Annotated in this window: 25 protein-coding genes; 17 read left to right on the top strand and 8 right to left on the bottom strand. The window is 68.3% G+C overall.

The features are described from left to right. Positions 1–3: 3 nt before the first annotated feature. From glmS to nucS, 5 genes are all read right to left on the bottom strand, one after another. On the bottom strand, positions 4–1,824 hold the full coding sequence (glmS, locus tag OG558_RS42820) for a glutamine--fructose-6-phosphate transaminase (isomerizing) (RefSeq protein WP_329480004.1): 1,821 nt from the start codon (positions 1,822–1,824) through the stop codon (positions 4–6). A gap of 34 nt (positions 1,825–1,858) precedes the next feature. Continuing rightward, positions 1,859–2,137, bottom strand: a complete 279-nt coding sequence (locus tag OG558_RS42815) for a hypothetical protein (protein WP_328526954.1) — start codon at positions 2,135–2,137, stop codon at positions 1,859–1,861. A 74-nt stretch (positions 2,138–2,211) separates the two neighbouring features. After that, positions 2,212–2,520, bottom strand: coding sequence for a metalloregulator ArsR/SmtB family transcription factor (locus tag OG558_RS42810; RefSeq protein WP_405068143.1), 309 nt, complete (start codon positions 2,518–2,520; stop codon positions 2,212–2,214). Beyond that, positions 2,517–2,834 (bottom strand): hypothetical protein, encoded by a 318-nt coding sequence (locus OG558_RS42805; protein ID WP_405068142.1) that lies wholly within the window; start codon positions 2,832–2,834, stop codon positions 2,517–2,519. The genes OG558_RS42810 and OG558_RS42805 overlap by 4 nt, the downstream gene beginning before the upstream one ends. 48 nt (positions 2,835–2,882) lie before the next feature. Continuing rightward, a complete protein-coding gene (gene nucS, locus OG558_RS42800) occupies positions 2,883–3,542 on the bottom strand; it encodes an endonuclease NucS (RefSeq protein ID WP_405068141.1) in 660 nt (219 codons plus the stop codon). A gap of 73 nt (positions 3,543–3,615) precedes the next feature. Here nucS and OG558_RS42795 point away from each other — a divergent pair, with 73 nt between their 5' ends. From OG558_RS42795 to OG558_RS42780, 4 genes are all read left to right on the top strand, one after another. Next, positions 3,616–3,939: a hypothetical protein gene (locus OG558_RS42795; protein WP_405068140.1), complete on the top strand. Its 324-nt coding sequence runs from the start codon at positions 3,616–3,618 to the stop codon at positions 3,937–3,939. Beyond that, positions 3,936–4,817 carry a methyltransferase domain-containing protein gene (locus OG558_RS42790; RefSeq protein WP_329479999.1) on the top strand — a complete coding sequence of 294 codons (882 nt, stop codon included), beginning with the start codon at positions 3,936–3,938 and terminating at the stop codon, positions 4,815–4,817. Before OG558_RS42795 ends, OG558_RS42790 begins: the two co-directional genes overlap by 4 nt. Beyond that, positions 4,814–5,269, top strand: a complete 456-nt coding sequence (locus OG558_RS42785; protein WP_405068139.1) for an NUDIX domain-containing protein — start codon at positions 4,814–4,816, stop codon at positions 5,267–5,269. Before OG558_RS42790 ends, OG558_RS42785 begins: the two co-directional genes overlap by 4 nt. 63 nt (positions 5,270–5,332) lie before the next feature. Continuing rightward, positions 5,333–7,111: a 3-hydroxyacyl-CoA dehydrogenase family protein gene (locus OG558_RS42780; RefSeq protein WP_405068138.1), complete on the top strand. Its 1,779-nt coding sequence runs from the start codon at positions 5,333–5,335 to the stop codon at positions 7,109–7,111. Positions 7,112–7,124: 13 nt separating this feature from the next. Here OG558_RS42780 and OG558_RS42775 read toward each other — a convergent pair whose 3' ends face one another. After that, positions 7,125–7,913, bottom strand: a complete 789-nt coding sequence (locus OG558_RS42775) for a phytanoyl-CoA dioxygenase family protein (protein ID WP_405068137.1) — start codon at positions 7,911–7,913, stop codon at positions 7,125–7,127. A 169-nt stretch (positions 7,914–8,082) separates the two neighbouring features. Between OG558_RS42775 and OG558_RS42770 the strand changes: the two genes are divergently transcribed. Then, entirely contained in the window at positions 8,083–8,880 is a 798-nt protein-coding gene (locus OG558_RS42770; RefSeq protein ID WP_405068136.1) for a helix-turn-helix domain-containing protein, read from the top strand. Between the two features lie 527 nt (positions 8,881–9,407). Here the strand turns inward: OG558_RS42770 and OG558_RS42765 are convergent. Together OG558_RS42765 and OG558_RS42760 are read right to left on the bottom strand one after the other, a co-directional pair. Beyond that, a complete protein-coding gene (locus OG558_RS42765) occupies positions 9,408–10,055 on the bottom strand; it encodes a response regulator transcription factor (RefSeq protein WP_328519215.1) in 648 nt (215 codons plus the stop codon). Beyond that, a complete protein-coding gene (locus OG558_RS42760; RefSeq protein ID WP_405068135.1) occupies positions 10,007–11,302 on the bottom strand; it encodes a sensor histidine kinase in 1,296 nt (431 codons plus the stop codon). Before OG558_RS42760 ends, OG558_RS42765 begins: the two co-directional genes overlap by 49 nt. 190 nt (positions 11,303–11,492) lie before the next feature. Here OG558_RS42760 and OG558_RS42755 point away from each other — a divergent pair, with 190 nt between their 5' ends. From OG558_RS42755 to OG558_RS42700, 12 genes are all read left to right on the top strand, one after another. Further along, entirely contained in the window at positions 11,493–12,524 is a 1,032-nt protein-coding gene (locus OG558_RS42755) for a fatty acid desaturase family protein (protein WP_405068134.1), read from the top strand. A gap of 67 nt (positions 12,525–12,591) precedes the next feature. Beyond that, positions 12,592–13,500 carry a M28 family peptidase gene (locus OG558_RS42750; protein ID WP_405068133.1) on the top strand — a complete coding sequence of 303 codons (909 nt, stop codon included), beginning with the start codon at positions 12,592–12,594 and terminating at the stop codon, positions 13,498–13,500. After that, positions 13,500–13,982 carry a M28 family peptidase gene (locus OG558_RS42745; RefSeq protein WP_405068132.1) on the top strand — a complete coding sequence of 161 codons (483 nt, stop codon included), beginning with the start codon at positions 13,500–13,502 and terminating at the stop codon, positions 13,980–13,982. Before OG558_RS42750 ends, OG558_RS42745 begins: the two co-directional genes overlap by 1 nt. 56 nt (positions 13,983–14,038) lie before the next feature. Continuing rightward, entirely contained in the window at positions 14,039–14,332 is a 294-nt protein-coding gene (locus OG558_RS42740; RefSeq protein ID WP_328519219.1) for a hypothetical protein, read from the top strand. An 11-nt stretch (positions 14,333–14,343) separates the two neighbouring features. Then, positions 14,344–15,108 (top strand): alpha/beta fold hydrolase, encoded by a 765-nt coding sequence (locus OG558_RS42735; RefSeq protein WP_405068131.1) that lies wholly within the window; start codon positions 14,344–14,346, stop codon positions 15,106–15,108. A 104-nt stretch (positions 15,109–15,212) separates the two neighbouring features. Beyond that, positions 15,213–16,313, top strand: coding sequence for an exo-beta-N-acetylmuramidase NamZ domain-containing protein (locus tag OG558_RS42730; RefSeq protein WP_405068130.1), 1,101 nt, complete (start codon positions 15,213–15,215; stop codon positions 16,311–16,313). Continuing rightward, positions 16,313–17,278 (top strand): GNAT family N-acetyltransferase, encoded by a 966-nt coding sequence (locus OG558_RS42725; protein WP_405068129.1) that lies wholly within the window; start codon positions 16,313–16,315, stop codon positions 17,276–17,278. The genes OG558_RS42730 and OG558_RS42725 overlap by 1 nt, the downstream gene beginning before the upstream one ends. 1 nt (position 17,279) lies before the next feature. Beyond that, positions 17,280–18,557 carry an extracellular solute-binding protein gene (locus tag OG558_RS42720; protein ID WP_405068128.1) on the top strand — a complete coding sequence of 426 codons (1,278 nt, stop codon included), beginning with the start codon at positions 17,280–17,282 and terminating at the stop codon, positions 18,555–18,557. Then, the gene (locus OG558_RS42715) at positions 18,554–19,492 is read left to right on the top strand and encodes a carbohydrate ABC transporter permease (protein ID WP_405068127.1); all 939 of its coding nucleotides are present in this window, start codon (positions 18,554–18,556) and stop codon (positions 19,490–19,492) included. Before OG558_RS42720 ends, OG558_RS42715 begins: the two co-directional genes overlap by 4 nt. Beyond that, positions 19,489–20,367: a carbohydrate ABC transporter permease gene (locus OG558_RS42710; protein WP_329479971.1), complete on the top strand. Its 879-nt coding sequence runs from the start codon at positions 19,489–19,491 to the stop codon at positions 20,365–20,367. Before OG558_RS42715 ends, OG558_RS42710 begins: the two co-directional genes overlap by 4 nt. A 10-nt stretch (positions 20,368–20,377) precedes the next feature. Next, the gene (locus OG558_RS42705) at positions 20,378–21,106 is read left to right on the top strand and encodes a PIG-L family deacetylase (RefSeq protein WP_329479969.1); all 729 of its coding nucleotides are present in this window, start codon (positions 20,378–20,380) and stop codon (positions 21,104–21,106) included. Positions 21,107–21,383: 277 nt separating this feature from the next. Continuing rightward, positions 21,384–22,061 carry a hypothetical protein gene (locus tag OG558_RS42700; protein ID WP_405068125.1) on the top strand — a complete coding sequence of 226 codons (678 nt, stop codon included), beginning with the start codon at positions 21,384–21,386 and terminating at the stop codon, positions 22,059–22,061. Positions 22,062–22,069 lie beyond the last annotated feature (8 nt).

Raw genomic sequence — 22,069 nt, 5'->3', positions numbered from 1 at the left:
GCCTTACTCGACCGTCACCGACTTGGCCAGGTTGCGGGGCTTGTCGACATCGTGGCCGAGGGCAACGGCCGCGTAGTACGCGATGATCTGCAGCGGGATGGTGAGCAGGATCGGGTCCAGCTCGGGCTCGTTCTTCGGTACGACGATCTTCGCCGCGACCCCGTCCGGGACCTCGACGCCCGGGTGCGTGACGACGTACAGCGGACCGGAGCGGGCGCCGATCTCGTGCAGCGCACCGATGTTGCGGTCGAGCAGTTCGTCGTCCGGGACGATCGCCACACTCGGAACGTCCGGCGAGATCAGCGCGAGCGGGCCGTGCTTGAGCTCCGAGGTCTGGTACGCCTCGGCGTGCCGGTAGGAGATCTCCTTCAGCTTCTGCGCACCCTCACGGGCGACCGGGTAGCCGCGGGTCCGGCCGACGAAGAACAGGCTCTCGTGCTGGGCGAGCCGGCCGGCGATCTTGGCCAGCTCCTCCTCCTGGGCCACGATCGACTGGATGTGCTCGGGGAGCTTCTTCAGGCCCTCGATCAGCCGGCGGCCGTCGGCGGGGGAGACGTCGCGGATCCGGCCCAGGTGGATGCCGAGCATCGCGAACGCGACCGCCATGTTGGTCAGCGCCTTCGTCGACGCCACCGAGACCTCCGGGCCGGCGTGCAGGTAGACGCCGCCGTCGACCTCCCGGGCGATGCTCGAGCCGACCGCGTTCACCAGGCCGATCACGCGACCGCCCTTGCGCTTCAGCTCCTGCACCGCGACCAGGGTGTCCAGCGTCTCGCCGGACTGGCTGACCGCGATGTAGAGGGTGTCGCGCTCGACGACGGGGTTGCGGTAGCGGAACTCCGAGGCCGGCTCGGCGTCGGCGGGGATCCGGGCGACCTCCTCGATGAACTGGGCACCCATCTGGCCGGCGTAGTACGCCGAACCGCAGCCGAGGATCTTGACCCGCTTGATCTCGCGCGCCTCGCGGGCGTCCATGTTCAGGCCGCCCAGGTGGACGGTGTGGAAGCGCTCGTCGAGGCGGCCGCGGATGGCCCGGCCGACGGCGTCCGGCTGCTCGTGGATCTCCTTCATCATGAAGTGCTCGTGCAGGCCGCGCTCGTACTCGTCGGCTTCCCACTCGACCGTCTTGGCGGTCTTGGTGGTCGGGGCGGCGTCCTGGGTGAAGGTGCGGTAGCCGTCGGCGCGGACGGTGGCCATCTCACCGTCGTCCAGGTAGACGACCTGGCGGGTGTAGCGGATCAGTGCGGCCGCGTCGGAGGCGACGTGCATCTCGCCGTCACCGATGCCGAGGATCAGCGGGCTGCCGTTGCGGGCGACCACGATCCGGTCCGGGAAGTCCAGGTCGATCACGGCGATGCCGTAGGTGCCCTCGATCCGGCGCAGGGCGGCCATCACCTTCTCCTCGAGAGTGGCGCCCTCGGACTGCTCGATCAGGTGCGCGAGCACCTCGGTGTCGGTCTCCGAGCGCAGCTTGACGCCCGCGTCCTCGAGCTGGGCGCGCAGCGCGCCGGCGTTGTCGAAGATGCCGTTGTGGACGACGGCGATCCGCTCGTTGCCGCTGGCGTGCGGGTGTGCGTTGTCCTTGCTCGGACCGCCGTGGGTCGCCCACCGGGTGTGGCCGATCCCCAGCTTGCCGCCGAACCGCTTCGGCAGCGACGCCTCCAGCTCACGCACCCGGCCGGCGTCCTTGTGCACCTTCAGCTCGCTGGACCCCAGTACGGCGACACCCGCCGAGTCGTACCCGCGGTACTCCAGCCGGGCCAGTCCGTCCACCAGGATGGGCGCGGCCGGCTTGGTGCCGACGTACCCGACGATTCCGCACATGTAGTGGTGCCTTTCGAAGGTTGGAGTGTGCCGGTCAGCCGTAGACGATCCGTCGCAGCTGCCGGGCGGAGAGTTCGGGTGAGCGGACCGGCCAGTGCCGGAGCTCGGTGCCGAGCCGGGCGAAGATCTCGTCGTTGCGGGCCCCGTAGGTCTGCAACTCCCGGTGCCGGCGCCGGACGTACTCCTCGGTCGTCTCGGTGAAGTAGGCCAGGACGTCGGCGACCACGCGCCGCGCGTCGTCCGCGGACAAGCCGGTCGTCCGGCTGACCTGCTCGGCCAGCTCGTCCACCGGCCCCACCGCCGCCTCACTGATCACGCGTCAACTCTGCAGCGCTTCCAGGGCCAACACAAAGGATCTGCCCGAAATCGGGCAAAAAAGTTAACCTGTCAGGAAGGGGGTTCGAATCTGCGCAGCCACGAACCGCCGACAGTGAACAGCGGGCCGGTGTCCAGGCGGTAAACGCGTTCGCGGCCCCGCAGGATGACGTGGACCAGCCCGGCCTGCTCGAGGATCCGCAGATGCCGCGTGATCGTCGGCCAGGAGTGGTCGAACCGGCCGGCGATCTCACCTGACGTCATCTCGCCGCCGCGCAGCTGCAGGACCAGCAGGATGGTCCGGCGCGAGTGATGGGCGAGCGCGCTGAACACCCGGTCGAGGTCGTCCAGATCCCGCCCGCCGCGGGAGCCGGCGGTCAAGCGGACAGGTCCTGCGGCACGTAGTGCGGGAACTCCCACTTCGGCCGCCCGTCCCGCTCCTCCAGCAACGGGTCCATCCGCTCCCACAGCGTGAGCACGTCCGGGTGCTCGTGGGCCCGCCCGAATCCGCCGTCCACCCAGGTGAAGATCTCGACGTACGTCGGTTCGTCCGTCGACCGCAACACCACCGACCGCTCCTCCGTGACGAAGCCGAGCTCGCGGAGCGTCGACCAGTGCTCCCCGAGCAGCGCACGGAACTGGTCCTCCGCGGCCGCCCGGACCCGATAGGTGCAGATCACCGTTTCCTTAGCCATATTGCTAAGTATTGGCGCGCCGAGCGGGCTGTCAACGCTTCGGGATGGTCAGAAGAGGCGCAGGACGTCGGATTCCATGCCGCGGAGGGCGTCGTAGTCGACAGTGACGCATTCGAGGCCGCGGTCGGTGGCGAGGAACTGGGCCTGGGGCTTGATCAGCTGGGCGGCGAAGATGCCCCGGACCGGGGCCAGCAAGGGGTCGCGGTTGAGCAGTTCGACGTACCGGGTGAGCTGCTCGACGCCGTCGATCTCGCCGCGGCGCTTGATCTCGACCGCGACGTGCTTGCCGTCGGCATCGCGACAGAGCAGGTCGACCGGACCGATCGCGGTCGGGTACTCCCGGCGGACGAGCGTCCAGCCTTCGCCGAAGGTGTGCACGTGCTCGGCCAGCAGTTCTTGCAGGTGCGCCTCGACGCCGTCCTTGATCAGGCCGGGGTCTGTGCCGAGCTCGTAGGCGGTGTCGCTGTGCACCTCCTCGATGGTGATCCGCAGTTCCTCGCCGGCCTTGTTGGTAACGCTCCAGACGTCGTCCTCCACGGTCAGCTTGCAGGGTGGCGACATCCAGTTCAGCGGCTTGTACGACCCGCCGTCGGCGTGGATCAGGACCGACCCGTCCGCCTTCACCATCAGCAACCGCGGCGCCATCGGCAGATGAGCCGTCAGCCGTCCGGAGTAGTCCACAGAACACGTAGCAATCACCAAGCGCACGAGAAAGCACCGTAGTCCACAACCGGCCCGAAACCCATGTCGCCTGGCCGCACGGAGTGGGAGGCTGGACGCCATGATGCCGAAGGTCAGCGAACAGGCGATCGCCGCGTACGACGCGGTCGCCGCGGGACTGGTGTCGGCCGGGGTGGTCCGGGGCAGCATGTTCGGCATGCCCTGCCTCAAGGTCGGCAAGAAGGTGCTCGCCGGGATGTTCGGTGACGCCATGACGTTCAAGCTCCCGCCCGAGCCCCGGGAGAAGGCGCTCGCGCTGCCCGGCGCCGAGCCGTTCGACCCCGGCATGGGCCGCCCGATGAAGGAGTGGGTGGTGATCCCGCTGGCGCAGTCGGCGGCCTGGCCCGACTACGCCGCCGAGGCGCTGGAGTACGTCGCCGGATGAATCTCATGTGCCCCGCGCGGATTCTGCTGCTACCTGGGGATGTGCAGGATCCGGCGGTCGGGGAGCCGATCGCCCAGGTGTACGCCGGTTCGTTCGAGGCCGCCGCCGGGGCGCGGCTGGCGGACCACCTCGGCGTGCCGCTGACCGTCGTACCCGAGCTGGTACGGCGTCCCGACGACGAGTTGCTGGCGATCGCGGATCTGCATCGCGGCGAGACCGTGGTGGTGCTCGGGCTGGATCTCGGGCTCAGGCTGCCCGCGATCGTCGAGCACACCGGCGACGGGTGGACGCGGGTGCCGAGCGACAACGAGGTGACGCTGGCGACGTACGAGCAGGCGGCCGACCGGTTCCGGGAGTCGATCCCGAAGGAGCCCAATCATCCGTTGATCGACCTGCTCGCCGAGCGGGTCGGGCCGGGTGGGCGCGTGCTGGAGCTGGGAAGCGGGACCGGGCGGGACGCGATCGAGCTCGAGCGGCGGGGGTTCGCCGTACGGCGGACCGACGCGACGCGGGCCTTCCTCGACATGATGCGTGCCGACGGGTACGCCGCCGATCCGCTCGACGCACTCCGGGACGACTTCGGCGGCCCGTACGACGCGGTGTTCGCCGACGCCGTGTTCCTGCACTTCGATCGTGCCCAACTGGCCGACGTACTGCGGAAGGCGGCGCGGGCCGCGGGCGTGCTGGCCTTCAGCACGCGGGAAGGCAAGGGCGAGGAGTGGACGAATCGGCTCCTCGACCTGCCCCGGCACTTCGTCATGTGGCAGGAGGATCCCTTGCGTGATCTGCTCACCAGCACCGGCTGGACCGTTCAGCACCTGCGACGGGGCGAATCCCAGTTCGGTGGCTGGTTCTACGTCCTGGCGACGCGCGCATGATCCGGGCCGGAGTCGTGCTGCTGTCCGGGCAGGGTGTCGCGGCGATCGAGCGGGTCCGGGACGGTACGACCTACCACGTGCTGCCCGGTGGTCAGGTCGAGGACGGCGAGAGCCCGGCCGAGGCGGCCCGGCGGGAGGCACACGAGGAGCTCGGCCTGCTGGTGAAGATCCGCGGGCTCGTCGCGGTCGTGCACTTCGGCGACAGCACCCAGCACTACTTCCTGGCCGAGACGATCGGCGGCGAGTTCGGGACCGGGGAGGGGCTGGAGCTGGCGAGTCCGGCCGAGTCCGAGCGGGGAAGTTATCGGGCGGTGTGGTTGCCGGTCGGGGAGCTCGACGGGCGGCAGCTGCGGCCGAAGCCGATCGCGGCGGCATTGGCCGGCGCGCCGGATCCGGAGTGGCTGATGGACGGCTGGCTGGAGACGCCGGTGGCGTTCGACGAGGGCGTGTGAAGTTGACCTCGCGGGTGACTCAGCTCATGGGCGGACCAGTGTGCGGACTGGCATAGTGCAGGCATGGCTCGGGAACTGAAGACGGTGGGTGTGGTGGGTCTCGGCACGATGGGCGCCGGGATCGCCGAGGTGTTCGCGCGCAACGGGCTGACCGTGGTCGGCGTCGAGCGTGACGAGGAGGCCGCCGAGCGCGGCCGCGGCCACATCCAGCACTCGACCGATCGGGCCGTGAAGCGCGGCAAGCTGTCCGTCGAGGACCAGCAGGCGCTGTTCGACCGGGTCACCTTCGCCACCTCGATGGACGCGCTCGCCGACTGCGACCTGGTGATCGAGGCGGTCATCGAGCGGCTCGAGCTGAAGCGCGAGATCTTCGCCGAGCTCGACAAGGTCGTCCGGGAGGACGCCATTCTCGCGACGAACACGTCGAGCCTGTCCGTGACCGAGATCTCCGTCGCCACGCAGCGTCCGCGCCGGGTCGTCGGCATGCACTTCTTCAACCCGGCGCCGGTGCAGGAGTTCGTCGAGGTCATCAAGACCGTCGTCACCGAGCCGGACGTGGTCGAGGACGTACTTGCGTTGGCCCGCCGGCTCGACAAGGTTCCGGTGGTCGCCGCGGACCGGGCCGGCTTCATCGCCAACGCCCTGCTGTTCGGCTACCTCAACCACGCGGTCTCGATGGTCGAGTCCCGCTACGCGACCCGTGAAGACGTGGACGCGGCGATGCGGCTCGGCTGCGGCTACCCGATGGGTCCGCTGGCGCTGCTCGACCTGATCGGCCTGGACACGACGTACGAGATCCTCGACACGATGTACAAGCAGGGCCGCAACCGGCTGCACGCGCCGGCCCCGATCCTGAAGCAGATGGTCACCGCCGGCCTGCTCGGCCGCAAGACCGGCCGTGGCTTCTACACCTACGAGGCTCCGGACTCGCCGGTCGTCGTGGACGACGACCTGACCCCTTCGACCTCAGGTGACGCTCCGGCCGTCCGCCCGGTCAAGCAGGTCGGCGTGGTCGGCTCCGGCACGATGGCGGTCGGCATCATCGAGGTCTGCGCGAAGGCCGGGTACGACGTTCTGTACGTCGCCCGCGGCACCGAGAAGGTCGACCAGGTCCGGGCCGGGCTGGAACGCTCGCTGGAGAAGGGCGTCCAGCGCGGCAAGCTCTCGTCCGACGAGCGCGACGCGGCCCTGCGCCGGATCACCGGTACGGCGAAACTTGACGACCTCGCCCGGGCCGACCTGGTGATCGAGGCCGTGGTCGAGGAGCTGAGCGTCAAGCAGGCGCTGTTCGAGACCTTCGACGAGATCTGCAAGCCGGGCGCGATCCTGGCCACCACCACGTCGTCCCTGCCGGTGATCGACCTGGCGATGGCGACCAAGCGGCCGGCCGACGTGGTCGGGCTGCACTTCTTCAACCCCGCGCCGGTGATGCAGCTGGTCGAGGTGGTCAGCACCGTCAGCACCGCACCCGAGGTCGCAGACACGGTCGCGGCGCTGGCCGTTGCCGCTGGCAAGCATCCGGTCCGCTGCGGCGACCGGGCCGGCTTCATCGTCAACGCGCTGCTGTTCCCGTACCTGAACGACGCGGTCCGGATGCTCGAGGCGCACTACTCGAACGTCGACGACATCGACGCCGCGATGAAGCTCGGCTGTCGCCTGCCGATGGGTCCGTTCGAGCTGCTCGACGTGGTCGGTCTGGACGTCTCGCTGGCGATCCAGCGCACCCTCTACCTCGAGTTCCGCGAGCCTGGCTTCGCGCCGGCCCCACTGCTCGAGCACCTCGTCACCGCCGGCTACCTCGGCCGCAAGACCGGCCGAGGCTTCCGCGACTACAGCAACTGACCAAGGTCGTGTCCTAGGGTTCGGCGTCGGCGTAGTCGCCGCAGGGGCCGCCGCCGATGGCTTCGGGGAGGACCGCCGTACGACGGTCCGGTCGCACGAGCGGGTTGTAGAAGGCGGCGATCTCGGTGCTGTCCTCCGGGATGTAGTGGAAGATCAGCGCGCGGCGGAAGCGGTCCACGCTCGTGTTGGGCCGGGAGCCGTGCACGACGCTGCCGTGGAAGAACAGCACGTCGCCGGCCCGCATCTTCGTCTGCACCTTGGTCAGACCGTCGGGCACCGGGACCTCGGCGTTGGTGAACGACTCGGTCAGGTCGGCCGGTTCCGGGCAGACGAGCTCGGTCTGGTGCGAACCGGGGACGACCGCGAGCCCGCCGTTCTCCGCGTCCACGTCGTCGACCGCGATCCAGGCGGCCAGGCAGGTCTCGGGATCCGCACGCAGGAACGTGTTGTCCTGGTGCAGGGCCTGCCCGCGGGCGCCCGGCGGCTTGAAGTAGAACATCGACTGGGCACCGAGCGCCGGTCCGATCAGCACGGTGACGACATCGAGGATCCGGCTGTCCAGCATCAGCTCCAGCGCAATCCGGCCAGCCGCTACATCGGTCCGCCGGTGTGGGTGCACGAAGCGCGGGAACCGGGCCAGCGGATCGTCGTCCGGTACGCCGTCGTCGATCGCGAGCGAGTGGTCTTCGGCGACCTGGTCCATGAAAACCGTCCTGAGCTGCTCGACCTCGGCGGCGTCGAGCAGTTGGGGGACCTGCACGATCCCGTCCCGCCGGTAGATGTCGGCGATTGTCTGGGTCATGGGGCCTCCCGGCCTGGACTGAGGAGCGGAGGGAGCGAAGCGACTGGAGAGACGAGGGAAGGCCGGGAGCAACAGCCCCATGACCCGCCGCGCCGGAGGCGTGGCATGAGTAGAGTCATGAGTCCAGGATCTGCGCCGGGAGTCCGGACGGGCGATAGTCTATCGAGCTGTGAACCTTCGAGATCCTGCTGAGTCTCCGCATCCGGTTGTCCGGCGGCTGGAGACCGGTGAGTTCGACGAGGGACCTGAGTACGCGACGTATCGTCGCCGCGGGACCACGGACTGGCTGCTGGTGCAGACTCTCGACGGCACCGGCAGGTTCGGAGCTGTCACGGCGGATCCCGGCACGGTTGTCCTGGTCCGGCCGCGAACCCGGCACGACTACGCCACCACCGGGCCGCGCTGGCACTTCCTCTACGCGCACCTGCACCCGAAACCCGACTGGTTGCCGCTGCTCGACTGGCCCGAAGTTGCCCCCGGCATCCTCCTGCTCAGGCCCGCACCCGCGGCGGCTGAACGAATCGCCGGTCATCTCCGGCTCGCCGTCCGGCACCAGCGCAGCGTCCTCACCCAAGGCGAGCAACTGAGCGCGAACGCCCTCGAGGCCGCACTGCTCTGGTGCGACACCCAGAACCCCAAAGCAATCCGGATCGACGACCGCCTGCTCCGAGTCATCGAGCTGATCGACCAGGATCTCAAGGCGCGGTTCGACCTGCCCAGGTTGGCGCGCGCGGTCAACCTGTCGGTGTCACGGTTCGCCCATCTCTTCCGCGAGCAGCTCGGTGTCAGCCCCCAGCAGTTCGTCGAACGCCGCCGCCTCGACGCGGCCTGCCGCCTGCTCGAACTCACCGCCCGCCCGATCGCCTCGGTCGCCGCCGAGGTCGGCTACCCCGACCCGCTCTACTTCTCCACCCGTTTCCGCCACCACACCGGCCTGAGCCCAACGGCGTACAGGAGCCGCTCTTAAACCGTGGACGGCATGGGTTGTCCGCTGCTGTTGTGGGTTGTCCCCTCGTGCACCAGGGGAGAACCGACAGCGGGATGGGAGATCCGGCGCTTCGGTTGGTTCGGTGGGTGTTGCTCGTGCCGTCGAGCGGATCGCCAGGCCATCACAACGAGGCGGGGACGATGGCCGCCGGCGGGCGGTCGCGGCGTCTGGGTGATTGTGATGGCCTGGAAGTTCACCCGCACCCGCCCGGCGGTGGTGGCGGGTTGGGCGATGCCGCGTCGCTGACCGGATCTGCAGCACTCACCAAACAGGGCGATGCCAGACGGGCCCCGCTCGGCGGCGAGCAGTCGGCGGCTGACGGACCGGGTTGGTGAGTGTGCCACGTCCGCCCAGGCCGAGACCCGCGGGCGGCCGGGGCAGGCTGTTGAGGATCTCCCACCCGATCCGGGATCCCGATCCGGGATCCCGATCCGGGATCGGGTCGCAGCCGCGGGTGGCTTGGTCGCTGGTCTGCGTGCCGCTGAGCCTGTTCCGGGTGACGTGTCCTAGCGGGACGAGAGGTAGGTGAGTACTGCCATCACCCGGCGGTTGTCGTCCTCCGAGGGGGGCAGGTCGAGCTTGGAGAAGATGTTGTTGGTGTGCTTGCTGACGGCCTTCTCGGTGACGAAGAGGGCACCGGCGATCGCGGCGTTGGACCGGCCTTCGGCCATCAGGCCCAGGACCTCGGCCTCGCGCGGGGTGAGCCGGCTGATCGGCTCGTCGCGGGTGTTGCGGGCCAGGAGCTGCCCGATCACGTCCGGGTCCATCGCGGTGCCTCCGGCGGCAACCCGCCGTACCGAGTCGAGGAACTCGGCCACGTTGGAGACCCGGTCCTTCAGCAGGTAGCCGACCGCGCCACCGCCGCCGGTCAGCAACTCCCGCGCGTAGAGCTGCTCGACGTACTGCGAGAGCACCAGGATCGGCAGGCCCGGGACCTGGCGGCGCGCCTCGATCGCGGCCTTCAGGCCCTCGTCGGTGAACGTCGGTGGCAACCGGACGTCGACCACGGCGACGTCCGGTCGGTGCTCCACCAGGGCGGGCACCAGCCGGGGACCGTTGTCGACTGCCTCGACGACCTCGAAATCGTGCGCCTCCAGCAGGCGGATCAGTCCGTCCCGGAGGAGGGCGTGGTCTTCAGCGATGAGGACTCGCAAGGCAACTCCATGATCACGGTGGTCGGCCCGGCGCTCGGGCTCACGACGGTCAACGTACCGTCGAAGGCGGCCAGCCGCCGTTCGATACCGTACAGACCGCCACCGGGCCGGACGACCGCACCTCCGACGCCGTCGTCGCCGACCAGGATGTGCAGCCGCTCTTCCTCGTGGGTGATCTGGATCCACGCCTGCGTCGCGGCCGAGTACTTGACCGCGTTCGCGAGCGCCTCGGCCACCGCGAAGTACGCCGCCGACTCGACCGGCGCGGGCGGCCGCCCCGGTACGTCGAAGGTGACGTCGACCTTGAACGGGCAGGTCAGCGCGAGCGCCTTGACCGCGCCGTCCAGACCGCGATCCGCGAGGACCGGAGGGTGGATGCCACGGACCAGGTCGCGTAGCTCGGACAGCGCCGTACTGGCGGACTCGCGGGCCTCGGTGAGCAGTGCGGCCGCATGGGCCGGATCACGGGCGACCATTTCCTCGGCCATGCCCAGGTTCATGCTGAGCGCGGCCAGCCGGGCCTGGGCGCCGTCGTGCAGGTCCCGCTCGATCCGGCGCAGCTCGGCCGCCTGGGTGTCGACGGTCTCGGCCCGGGACTCGGCAAGCTCGCGGACCCGCATCGCCAGCCGGGCGCTCTCGGTCGGGCCGAGCAGCGAGCGGGCGATGTACGCGTTCGCCTTGAGCAGCCGCTCGCCGGCGGCGTACCAGATCATGAACGCGATCAGCGCGACCGGCATCAGCAGGAAGCTGGTCCAGAAGTTCACCGTGACCAGCCCGCCGAACGGCTCGGTGAACACACCCTCCGGGGTGACGCCGACGAGCAGCGGGTAGACCAGATAGAACAGCGTGGCCAGGAAGAGTACGGCGCTCAGCAGACACAGGGTGAACCCCAGTACGGCGTTCACCAGCAGCCACACGATGTCACGCCAGGTAGCCGGGTCGGTCAGCGTCGTCCGCAACCACATCAGCACACCGGGCACCGGCGGCTTCTTGTACGGGCGGGGGATCGGCTCGCCGAGGAAGCCGGCCAGCATGGTCCGGTGGCAGTTCGCGAACCAGCGTGCGGCCGGTACGAACACGAGCAGCAGCGGGATCCCGACCCAGACCGCGATCAGCGGCACGGCCACCACGTTGAGCACGAAGAAGGCGATCCCGAGCTCGGCCAGGATGGCCAGGAACAGCGCGATCCATGGCTGCGCGAGCTTGGGGTACCGCAGCGGCGGCGCCTGGGTGGCAATCGTGGTCATGTCTCCATCATGACCGAGTGTGAGACCTGACTCAGTGGTGTTAGGCCCACTGTCGCCTGGGCACTGGCTCCCCATCGCGTTCGGGTAGTAGCACTCATGTGCTGAGCCGTTAGGGCGCTGAGGCTTGATGACGTACGCTGGCCGCGGCTGTACGCCTAGGCCTCCCCCGATCCCGAGACGAGGACCTTTGATGGCTCAGCCAACGGTTTCACCCCCTATTGCCACGCGCGGTTCCGACTTCTCCCCGTTACTGCGGGAGATCAAGGCGGCCGGTTTGCTGGAGCGCCGTACGGCGGCGTACGCGATGGCGATCGGGATCAACGTGGTCCTGATGGGACTGACCTGGGCGGCCATCGCCGTGGTCGGCAGTTCGTGGTGGGTGCTGCTGCTCGCGTTCCCGCTGGGCATCCTGACCACCCGGGCCGCGTTCTTCGGGCACGACGCCGGCCACCAGCAGATCGCCAGCTCCCGCAAGCTGCACGACTGGGTCGGCCTGGTGCACGGCAACCTGCTGCTCGGGATGAGCTACGGCTGGTGGAACGACAAGCACAACCGCCACCACGCGAACCCGAACCACACCGACAAGGACCCGGACGTCGGCGAGGGCGTACTGGTCTGGACGCTCGAACAGGCTGAGGGCCGCACCGGCCTGCACGGCTGGCTGACCCGTCACCAGGCGAAGATCTTCTTCCCGCTGCTGACGCTGGAAGGCTTCAACCTCAAGGTCTCCAGCATCCGCTTCCTGCTCGGCCGCCCGCGCCGCGAGGCCAGGCTCGAGCTCGGCCTGATGGCCGCGCATCTCGTCCTCTACTTCACCGCGCTGTTCCTGATCATGTCGCCGGGCCAGGCGGTGCTGTTCGCGCTGATCCACCACATGATCTTCGGTCTGCACCTGGGCAGCGTCTTCGCCCCGAACCACAAGGGCATGGAGATGCCCGACGGCGAGACCAACTGGGGCCACCTCGAGAAGCAGGTGCTCACCTCGCGCAACGTGAACGGCGGCCTGGTCACCGACTGGATGATGGGCGGCCTGAACTACCAGATCGAGCACCACCTCTTCCCGAGCATGCCGCGGGCCAACCTCCGCTTCGCCCAGCCCGTCGTCCGCTCGTACTGCGAACAGATCGGCATGCCGTACGTCAGCACCACCCTGATCGATTCGTACCGAATGGGTCTGCAGCACCTGCACGACGTGGGCAGCGAACTTCGCGCTGAGTTCTAGGCGACTCAGTCGCAGATGGGTTAGGTTCACAGGTCTCGGGGCCGCCCACCCTTGTGAGGAGACCTGCATGACCGATAGATCCGGTCTGAGTCGCCGCGGACTGCTCGGCGCTGTCGCCGGGGTCACCGCCGCAACTGCTCTTCCCGCCGCCCCCGCCTGGGGCACCGACGACCAGCGACCGGGTGCGATGAACCGCCCGACGCTGGACAAGTACGACCGCCAGATCGTGTCCGGCCTGTCCTCGGACCGCGCGCTGCGCCACCTGCAGGTGCTGTCCGAGGACATCGGCCCGCGGATCGGCGGGACCACGAGTGAGAAGCGAGCGGCCGACTACCTCGCCGGCCAGCTCGACAAGTTCGGCTACCGGACCCGGCTGGAGCCGTTCGGAGTGGCGGACAAGTTCACCGCCGAGATCGAGGACGTCCGGGACATCCTGCCCGGCGACCTGTGCTGGCAGGCCGGCGCCGCCCCCGGTGGCAAGCTCGACGTCACCGTCGAGGGTCCGGTCCGGGACGTCGGCCCGGCGACGGCACCGGTCTGGCCGGCTGACGTGGCCGGCTCGATCGTGATCGCGGACGACGTGGCAGCATCGCGCCCGGCCTTAGTCGCGGAGGCCGTGGCGCGGGGTGCTGTCGGTGTGATCCTCTTGCCGGCCGACCAGGTGTTCCCCCGCCGGGCGTCGGCGTTCGCGCCGAGCGGCCTGACCGACGCGCCGATCCCGGTGATCGGCGTCGCCCAGGTGCAGAAGCGGCTGATCCGCGAAGCTCTCGCGGTGGTGAACTCACTACCGTTGCGGATCAGTACGACGGCCCACCGCGGCCTGATCTCGAACAACGTGATCGGCGAGCGTCGGGGGAAGTCCGGTACCAACGGGCCGATCGTGATGGTCAGCGGTCACTACGACTCGGTGATCGGCGCACCGGGTGCGAACGACGACGGCTCGGGCACCGTGCTCACGCTGGAACTGGCCGGGTGATGAGCCGTCTCCCCACCAACGCGACCCTGCGGTTCGCGCTCTGGGGTTCGGAGGAGCAAGGCCTGATCGGGTCCCGGTATCACGTCGCGCAGCTCGCACAGGACCAGCGCGATCGGTACCGGGCGGTCTTCCAGAACGACATGGTCGCCACCAGCTGGGACCCGGCAGTCACCTATTGGCTGCTGTCGTTCACCGGCCTGGCCAACACGGCGACGGATGCGGTCCGGGCGGCCGGTCAGCGGCTCGGGTACGACCCGCAGCTGGTCGGTCCGGTCCAACGTGGTGCGTCGGATCACCAGTCGTTCCAGGAGGTCGGGATCGCGTCCGCCAACTTCTCGTGGCGTGGTGAGATCTCGCCGGCTCACCTGGAACCGCCGTACCACTCGCCCGAGGACACCATCGCGAAGAACGTCAGCCTGGAACGCCTTCAGGTGTCGATGGAGCTGATCGGCACCGCGGCGTACGCCGTCGCGCGCAGCTGACCTGCGGGCCGACCATGCCGGAGTGACCTGGCTCATACGGCTAGCCTTGAAGAGCTATGTCGCGCAGAAGGCCTTCCAAGTGGCAGCGGCCGGTCGGTGACCGGCCGCTGCTCGGTGGTACCCAGGCCCGCGAGGAGCGATCCGACGGCGAGTGGATCGTCCGCCGCGTGTCCGGCTCCGCGTCGGCCAAGTCCTATCGTTGTCCCGGCTGCGACCAGCAGATCCTGCCCGCCACGCCCCACGTCGTGGTCTGGCCGGAGAACCCCAGCCTGCTCGCCGCGATCGGCGGCGCCCAGTCCCTCGACGAGCGACGCCACTGGCACACCGCCTGCTGGCAACGCCGCCGCTGAAAGGTATGCGGATGAAGCTTCCGGTCACGTCGTACGGCGCGTCGGGCACGCCCGTCGTGGTGATGCACGGGCTGTTCGGATCCGGCCGGAACTGGATGACCGCGGCCCGGCGCCTCGCGGACCGGCACCGGGTCTTCGCGTTCGACCTGCGGAACCACGGGACGTCGCCGCACACGGACACGATGAGCTATCCGGAGATGGCCGAGGACGTCCGGGAGACGATCGAGTCGCTCGGTGTCGGGCCGGTCGCGCTCGTCGGTCACTCGATGGGCGGCAAGACCGCGATGCTCACCGCGCTGCAGTTCCCGCAGGTCGTCGAACGCCTGGCCGTGGTCGACGCCGCGCCGGTCGCTTACCCGCCGGCCTTCGTCGAGTACGCCCAGGCGATGCGCAACGCCGACCTGTCCTCGGTGCAGCGCCGCGCCGACGTCGACGCCCAACTGGTTGCCGCCGTACCCAATCCCGGCACCCGGGCCTTTCTCCTGCAGAACCTGATCCTCGATTCGTCGGGTGCCCGCTGGCGCCCCAACCTCCCGGTCATCGAGGCCGCGCTGCCCGCCATCTCCGGCTGGCCGGCGGTCGAGGGACTGCGGTACGACGGCCCGACGCTGTTTATCTACGGCGGCAAGTCCGACTACGTCCAGGAGGACCACCGCGCCACCATCGCGTCGTACTTCCCCCAGGTCCAGTACGCCGAAGTCCCCGAAGCCGGCCACTGGGTCCACGCCGAGCGCCTCGACGACTTCCTTGCCGTGCTGGCCCCGTTCCTGCCCTGATTTGGCAAACGGTTCCCGGTAATCCATTGACCTTTGCCTGATCGCGTCGGTAAGTTTTTGCCCAGTTCCTGCACGATCCACGATCTGGGGCGGCGGTGGTGGCGATGGAGGTACGAACCGGCGCGGAGCGTCTGGCCGCGGAGCCTGGACTGGTGGCCGACGGCCGCCTCGGGCTGATCACGAACTTCACCGGCGTCCTGCCGGACCTGCGGCCGACTGCCGTCGCGCTGCTGGAGTCCGGACTGCGGTTGACTGCGCTCTTCGGTCCCGAGCACGGTCTGCGCGGAACGGCCCAGGCCGGCGCATCCGAGGCCGAGGGCAACGATCCGGACACCGGGCTGCCGGTCTTCGACACTTACCTCCGGCAAGGGCCTGCGCTCGACGAACTGTTCTCCGGCGTGGATGCGGTGCTCTTCGACATCCAGGACATCGGGACGCGGTTCTACACCTATATCTGGACGATGTACGACTGCCAGCAGGCGGCCGCGCGCCTCGGCAAGCCGTTCATCGTCCTCGACCGGCCGAACCCGCTGGGCGGCGTACGCGTGGAAGGTCCGCTGCTACAGCCGGGCTTCGAGAGCTTCGTCGGTCGCGCCCCGATCCCGCTCCGGCACGGCTTGACCGTCGGTGAGCTGGCCCTTCAGTTGGGTGAGGCAACGGTCATCCCGATGGAGGGCTGGTCCCGCTCCTTGCCGTCCGGGCTGCCGTGGGTGCCGCCGTCGCCGAACATGCCGACGATCGACACCGCGCTCGTCTACCCCGGCACGGGCCTCTTCGAGGGCACCAACCTCAGCGAGGGACGCGGTACGACGCGGCCGTTCGAGACGATCGGGGCGCCGTACGTCGACGATCGGCTCGTCCCGGCGTTGCGCTCGTGCGACCTGCCTGGAGTCATCTTCCGTCGTACGTGGTTCGAGCCCGGCTTCAGCAAGTACGCCGGCCAGGCGGTGTCCGGCGTACAGCTGCATGCGGTCGATCGGTCGGCGTTCGAGCCGGTGCGGACCGCGCTGGTGATGCTGCGGGTGCTGAATGAGCTCTACCCGGACGACTTCGGGCTGCTGCCGTCGCTGGACAAGCTGTGGGGATCCGACTCGCTCCGCCAGGCGCTCGAGTCGGGCGACGACCCGGTCGCTCTCTTGCCTGAGGCAACCACACCGGCCGGCTGGGTGCGGCCCGGCGTACTGCTCTACGAAGGGACAGCGTGATGATCCGCTCGTTCGAGATCGGCGACGGCCCGGCGCTCGCCGCGGCCTGGACGGCGGCGGCCCCGGCCGATCCGATCGGTTACCCGCGCTTTCGTGACCTCTTCCTGCTCGACCGCAACTTCGACGCCGCCGGTCTCAAGGTCGCGATTGTCGACAATCAGATCGTCGGCGCGGCCTACGCCGTACGTCGTCTGATCGCGGTCGACGCGGACGACCTGGAACCGGCGAGTGGGTGGATCCCGTTCTTCTTCGTCCACCCCGATCACCGCGGCCGCGGCCTCGGCCGGGAACTGTTGACCGCGGCAATGGACTGGCTCCGCGACCACGGGCGCTCCGAGGTCTTCTTCTCCTCGTACACGCCGAACTACTTCCTCCCCGGCCTCGACGCCGCGCGCTACCCGGCCGCCGGACGGCTGCTGCCGGCGCTCGGCTTCGAGCGGCAGTACGACGCGGTCGCGATGGACCGGAGTCTGGTCGGGTACGAGATCCCGGCGGACGTCGGGAAACGGATCGAGACGTTGACGGCCGAGGGCTACAGCTTCGGCACCCCGAACGGCGACGAGCTGACGTCGCTGATCTCCATCGCCGGTGGCGAGTTCAACCCCGACTGGGCGCGCGCGATCCGCGAGGCCGTCGTCGCGGGGATGCCACTGGACCGCATCGTGGTGGCCCGTGATCCGGGCCGCGGGATCCTCGGCTGGGCGATGCACGGGACCTACGAGTCGGTGATCGATCGCTTCGGGCCGTTCGGCGTACTGCCGGCCGCGCGCGGAACCGGGCTCGGCAAGGTGCTGCTGCACCTGACGCTCGAGCGAATGGTTGCCCTCGGCGCGCACAGCGCCTGGTTCCTGTGGACCGGCGAGAAGTCGCCGGCCGGGCAGCTCTATCTGAAGACGGGGTTCAGCATCACGCGCACGTTCACCATCCTCCGGGCGCCGCTGGCCCCGGCCGAAGGGACTGACTGACATGCGAATCTGCAAGGGACTCAGGCTGGCTGTCGTCGTGGGTCTGCTCGCCACGGGCGCCGCGTGCGGTGGTGGCAGCGGCGGCTCGGGTGGTGGCGGCAAGGTCGAGCTGACGCTGCTGAGCCACTACAGCGACGGCCCGTCGAAAACCGGGCTGGACAAGATGATCGCGGAGTGGAACAAGGACAACCCGAACATCCAGGTCAAGGCGGAGGTCGTCAAGTTCGACGACCTGCTGACCACGATGACGGTCCGGCAGACCGGCGGCCGGGGCGCCGACATCGTCAGCGCCTACGGCCTGTGGGGCGGGCAGTTGCAGAAGGCGAACGTCGTGGCCAAGGTGCCGGACGACATCGCGTCGAAGATCAAGGCCGAGTACAGCCCGGCGGCACTGGGCGCGGTCACCACCGGCGACACGCTGCTCGGGTACCCGACCGAGCTCAACACCTACGTGCTCTTCTACAACAAGAAGATCCTCGCCGCCGCCGGCATCACCAAGCCGCCGAGCACCTGGGCCGAGCTCGAGGACGCGGCGAAGAAGACCGTCAAGCGGGACAGCAAGGGCAACATCCAGGTCGAGGGCCTGAGCCTGATCCAGGACGGTGACAACAAGTCGGTGCACCCGTTCCTGTCGCTGCTCGACTCCGCGGGCGGGAAGTTCCTCGCACCCGACGGGACGCCGCAGTTCGACAACGAGCAGGGCAAGGCCGCGCTGAAGCTCGAGAGCGACCTCGCGACGGCGAAGGCGACCAATCCGTCGATCTCGCCGACCAAGCAGTTCCGCAGCGGCGGGGTCGCGATGGCGATCCAGGCCGGCTGGTGGATCGGGAGCCTGCGCGAGCAGATGAAGGACAAGTACTCCGATGTCGGGGTCGCGGCGATCCCCGGACCGGCCGCTGGTGACAAGGGCTCGCTGGCCTACGGGTTCTTCATGGGCGTGAACCAGCGCAGCAAGCACGCGGACGAGGCGTGGAAGTTCCTCACCTGGCTGAACGAGCACAAGACCGGCGACGGTGTCACCGAGGTCGGCAAGTGGCTGGCGGACCAGGGTCTGATCCCGCCGCGGACCGCGGACCAGGCGACGTACAAGAAGTCGCTCTCGGACCCGAACCTGATCCCGATCTACGACGCGACGACGTACGCGATGGCGGAGCCGAACCAGCCGGGGGCATACGAGGCGAAGACCGCGCTGCACAACGCAATCATGACGGTGCTTGCCGACGGCAAGAGTCCTGACGACGCGCTGGCCCAAGCGGCCAAGGCCGTCAAGCCCCAATGACCACCGCGGTCAGCAGGGTCGGCGCCGTCGCGGCGCCGGCCCAGCGGGTCGGCAGGCTGCATCGCGAGGGCCGGGCGGCGTACCTGTTCCTCACGCCGGTGCTGCTGTTCTTCTGTGTGTTCCTGATCCTGCCGTTCATCTTCGCGATCGTGCTCGCGTTCTCGGACTGGGGTGGGTTCGACCTCGGCACGATCCAGTGGGCCGGCGTCGCGAACTTCCGGGAGGTGCTCAGCTTCGACGGCACCTTCGTCAAGCCGATCCTGGTGAACACGCTGCTGTTCGCCTTCGGATCGGTGCTGCTGGCAACGTTCGGCTCGGTGCTGGTGGCCTACTGCATCGACCGGCTCAGCTTCCAGGGATTCTGGCGAGTGCTGTACTTCCTGCCGGTGGTCGCGACGGTGGTGGCCATCGGCAACGTGTGGAAGATGATGTACCAGCCGGCCGGCTTGATCAACGGCGTGCTGAACAAGCTCGGCGTCAACAGCATCGGCTTCCTCTCGGATGCGTCGTACGCGCTGCCTTCGGTGACGATCGTCCATGCGTGGGCTTCGATCGGTGGCGCCGTACTGATCCTGACCGCTGGGCTCAAGGCGATCCCGGAGATGTACTACGAGGCCGCGGAGGTCGACGGGGCCGGGTCCTGGCACATGTTCTGGTCGATCACCTTGCCGTTGCTGCGGCCGGCGTTGCTGTTCGTGCTGATCACCCAGTTCATCGGTGGGCTGCAGTCCTTCGCGCTGATCATCGTGATGACGGGTGATGGTGGGCCCGTCAACGCGACGAACGTGGCGGCGTTCGAGATGTATCAGCGGGCGTTCAAGTTCGGCGCCTGGGGGACCGCGAGTGCGATGGCGATGGTGCTGTTCGTGATCATCCTCGTGATCACGCTGCTACAGCTCTGGATCGCCCGCCGGCGGGGAGAGGAGACCTCGTGAGACGACGTCGTGGTGGGTTCCCGTGGTTCGCGTACCTGATCGTCGTCCTCGGTGCGATCGCGATGGTGATGCCGTTCCTCGACATGGTGATGAGCTCGTTCAAAGGCCCAGGGGAGTACGGCGTCATCCCGTACAAGCTCCTGCCCAAGTCGTTCAACCTGGACAACTATCGTGACGCGATCTCACAGCTGGAGCTCGCCCGGTTGTTCCGCAACAGCGTGATCGTCACGATCAGCGTGACCGTGTCGGTGCTGATCACGTCGTCGATGGCCGGCTACGCGCTGGCGAAGCTGCGGTTCCGCGGGCGGGCGGTGATCTTCCGGTTCATCCTCGCCACGATGATGCTGCCGCCGTTCCTGCTGCTGATCCCGACCTTCCTGATCATGCTGAACTGGCCGCTGGCCGGCGGCAACGACATCCTCGGCCGCGGTGGTGACGGCGGACTCACCACCAGCCTGATCGCGCTGATCCTGCCGTTCGCGGTCAGCGGGTTCGGGATCTTCCTGATGCGCCAGTTCATGGTGTCGCTGCCGGACGAGATGCTCGAGGCGGCCAAGATCGACGGCGCCAACCAGTGGCAGATCTGGCGCCTGATCGTGCTCCCGCAGACCAAGCCGGTCGCGATCACGCTCGGCCTGATCACGTTCATCGGCACCTGGAACGAGTACATCTGGACTCTGCTCATCTCGTCATCCGACCCCGCTCTGCAGACGCTGCCGGTCGGCATCCAGCTGCTGCAGAGCTTCCTCGACCCCGACCGCACCATGCCGATCGTGATGGCCGGTCTGGTGATCAGCACCCTCCCGGTGCTAGTCGTGTTCCTGCTGTTCCAGAAGTACTACGTCCGAGGCGTCGTACTGAGTGGCCTGAAGTGAGGAGACCCCTTTGACCAGAACAGTGCTTGCCATCGGAGCGCACATCGGCGACATGGACCTGACCGCCGGCCCGACGTTGGCCAAGCTGGTCCTGGAAGGTGCCAACGCCACCATCGTCGCGCTGACCCCGGGGGAGCGTGGCCACCCCCGGCTGTCGCCGTCGGAGTACAAGAAGCAGAAGATCGCCGAGGGCGAGGCCTTCGCCACCGCGATCGGCGCCGACTTCATGGTCCTCGACCACAGCGACGGCTTCCTCCCCGACACCGACGAGGTGGCCGTGGAACTCGCCACGATCATCCGCGAGAAGCAACCCGACACGATCATCACCCACTGGAAGAACTCCATCCACAGCGACCACGAACACGCAGCTCGTCTGGCCGAACGCGCCCGCTTCCTGGCCGGCCTCCCGATGGACCCCTCCTCCGAGAATGACGGCCCTGTGCGCAAGCTGGCAGACCTACCCCGCCACGGCGTCCGCACCTTCTTGCACGCCGAGAACTGGGAGGACATGGAAGGTTTCCACCCCTCGCTCTACGTCCCCATCCCCGACGAAGCCTTCTATCGCTGGGTCTCCGCGATCCGCCACCAGGCCTTCGCCCGCGGCGAAACCTATGGCTTCCGCTATATCGACTACTACACCGCCCTCATGACCACGAGAGGCTGCCTGGCCTCCTACCCCCGAGCCTGCGCCTTCCACACCAACCCCACCCCCGAAGTAACCAAACTCGCCGGCCCGTAGATTCATCCGCGTGCTGTCTAGTGAGATTGCCTTGAAAGTGGCTAGTCTTCTAGACTATTCTGTGTGGTCAGTGAGCAGCCGACGCGGAGGGTCGTCAAGGCCTTCAGGCCTTCAGGGATGCGGCCTGGCGGCGGGCTCGGACGGAGGGGTCGCACAGTGTGTATGAGTGTCCCTGCGGGCAGCACGTGTTCACTCTGCCCGATGGATATCGGGCGATCTCTCCTGGTGTCGTCCGCAAAGCCGGCAAGGCGCTCGCCGAGTGCGAGGGGTAGGGCTGATGAAGAGCTATGAGGCGGCGGTGACTCGCGAGGGTCGCTGGTGGATGATTGAGATTCCTGAGCTGGACGGTCTCACTCAAGCTCGCCGGCTCGACGAGGTGGAGAGGGCAGCGCGCGAGTACATCGCGGTGACGACTGACGTTCCGCTCTCTCAGGTTGCGGTTGAGATTTCCGGAATCCAGGTTGCTGGGCAAGATCTCCTCGAGGCGAAGGCGCTCGTTGACGACTTGCGGGGCCGCGCAAGGCAGCTTGATGCGCTCATTGGTGACCTCACGCGTGAGGTTGCTTCGGCTCTGACGGATGCGGACGTTCCCGTCAGGGATGTGAGCAGCGTTCTCGGGGTGTCGCACCAACGAGTCTCGCAGTTGGTGCAGGCAGTCGCTGACGGAGGAGCGTCTGACCTGGCACAACTTCTGCGCGCAGCAAAAGGTGAGTACGCGCACGATCTGGTTGTCCGTCTCAAGGACGGGCGGTCGTTGCGAATCCTCGAGGTGGAATCTCCGAAGACGGCGAAGGGCTCGAAGAAGCCGCGACCACGACGAGCCGCAGCGCAGGATGCCGGACACTCGGTGACTCGGAAGGCTGCGAACGCGAGGAGTGCCAGGAGCACCAGTAGCTCTGCTGTGGCCGGCCGTTCGGCGCCGAAGAAGGAAAGTCTGAAGAGCCGGATGGCGTGAGGCTCAAT

Source organism: Kribbella sp. NBC_01510, from assembly GCF_045040325.1.
Classification (GTDB): Bacteria; Actinomycetota; Actinomycetes; order Propionibacteriales; family Kribbellaceae; genus Kribbella.
The sequence above is the reverse complement of the archived record's forward strand: the minus strand, read 5'-3'. Positions and strand labels throughout refer to the sequence as shown.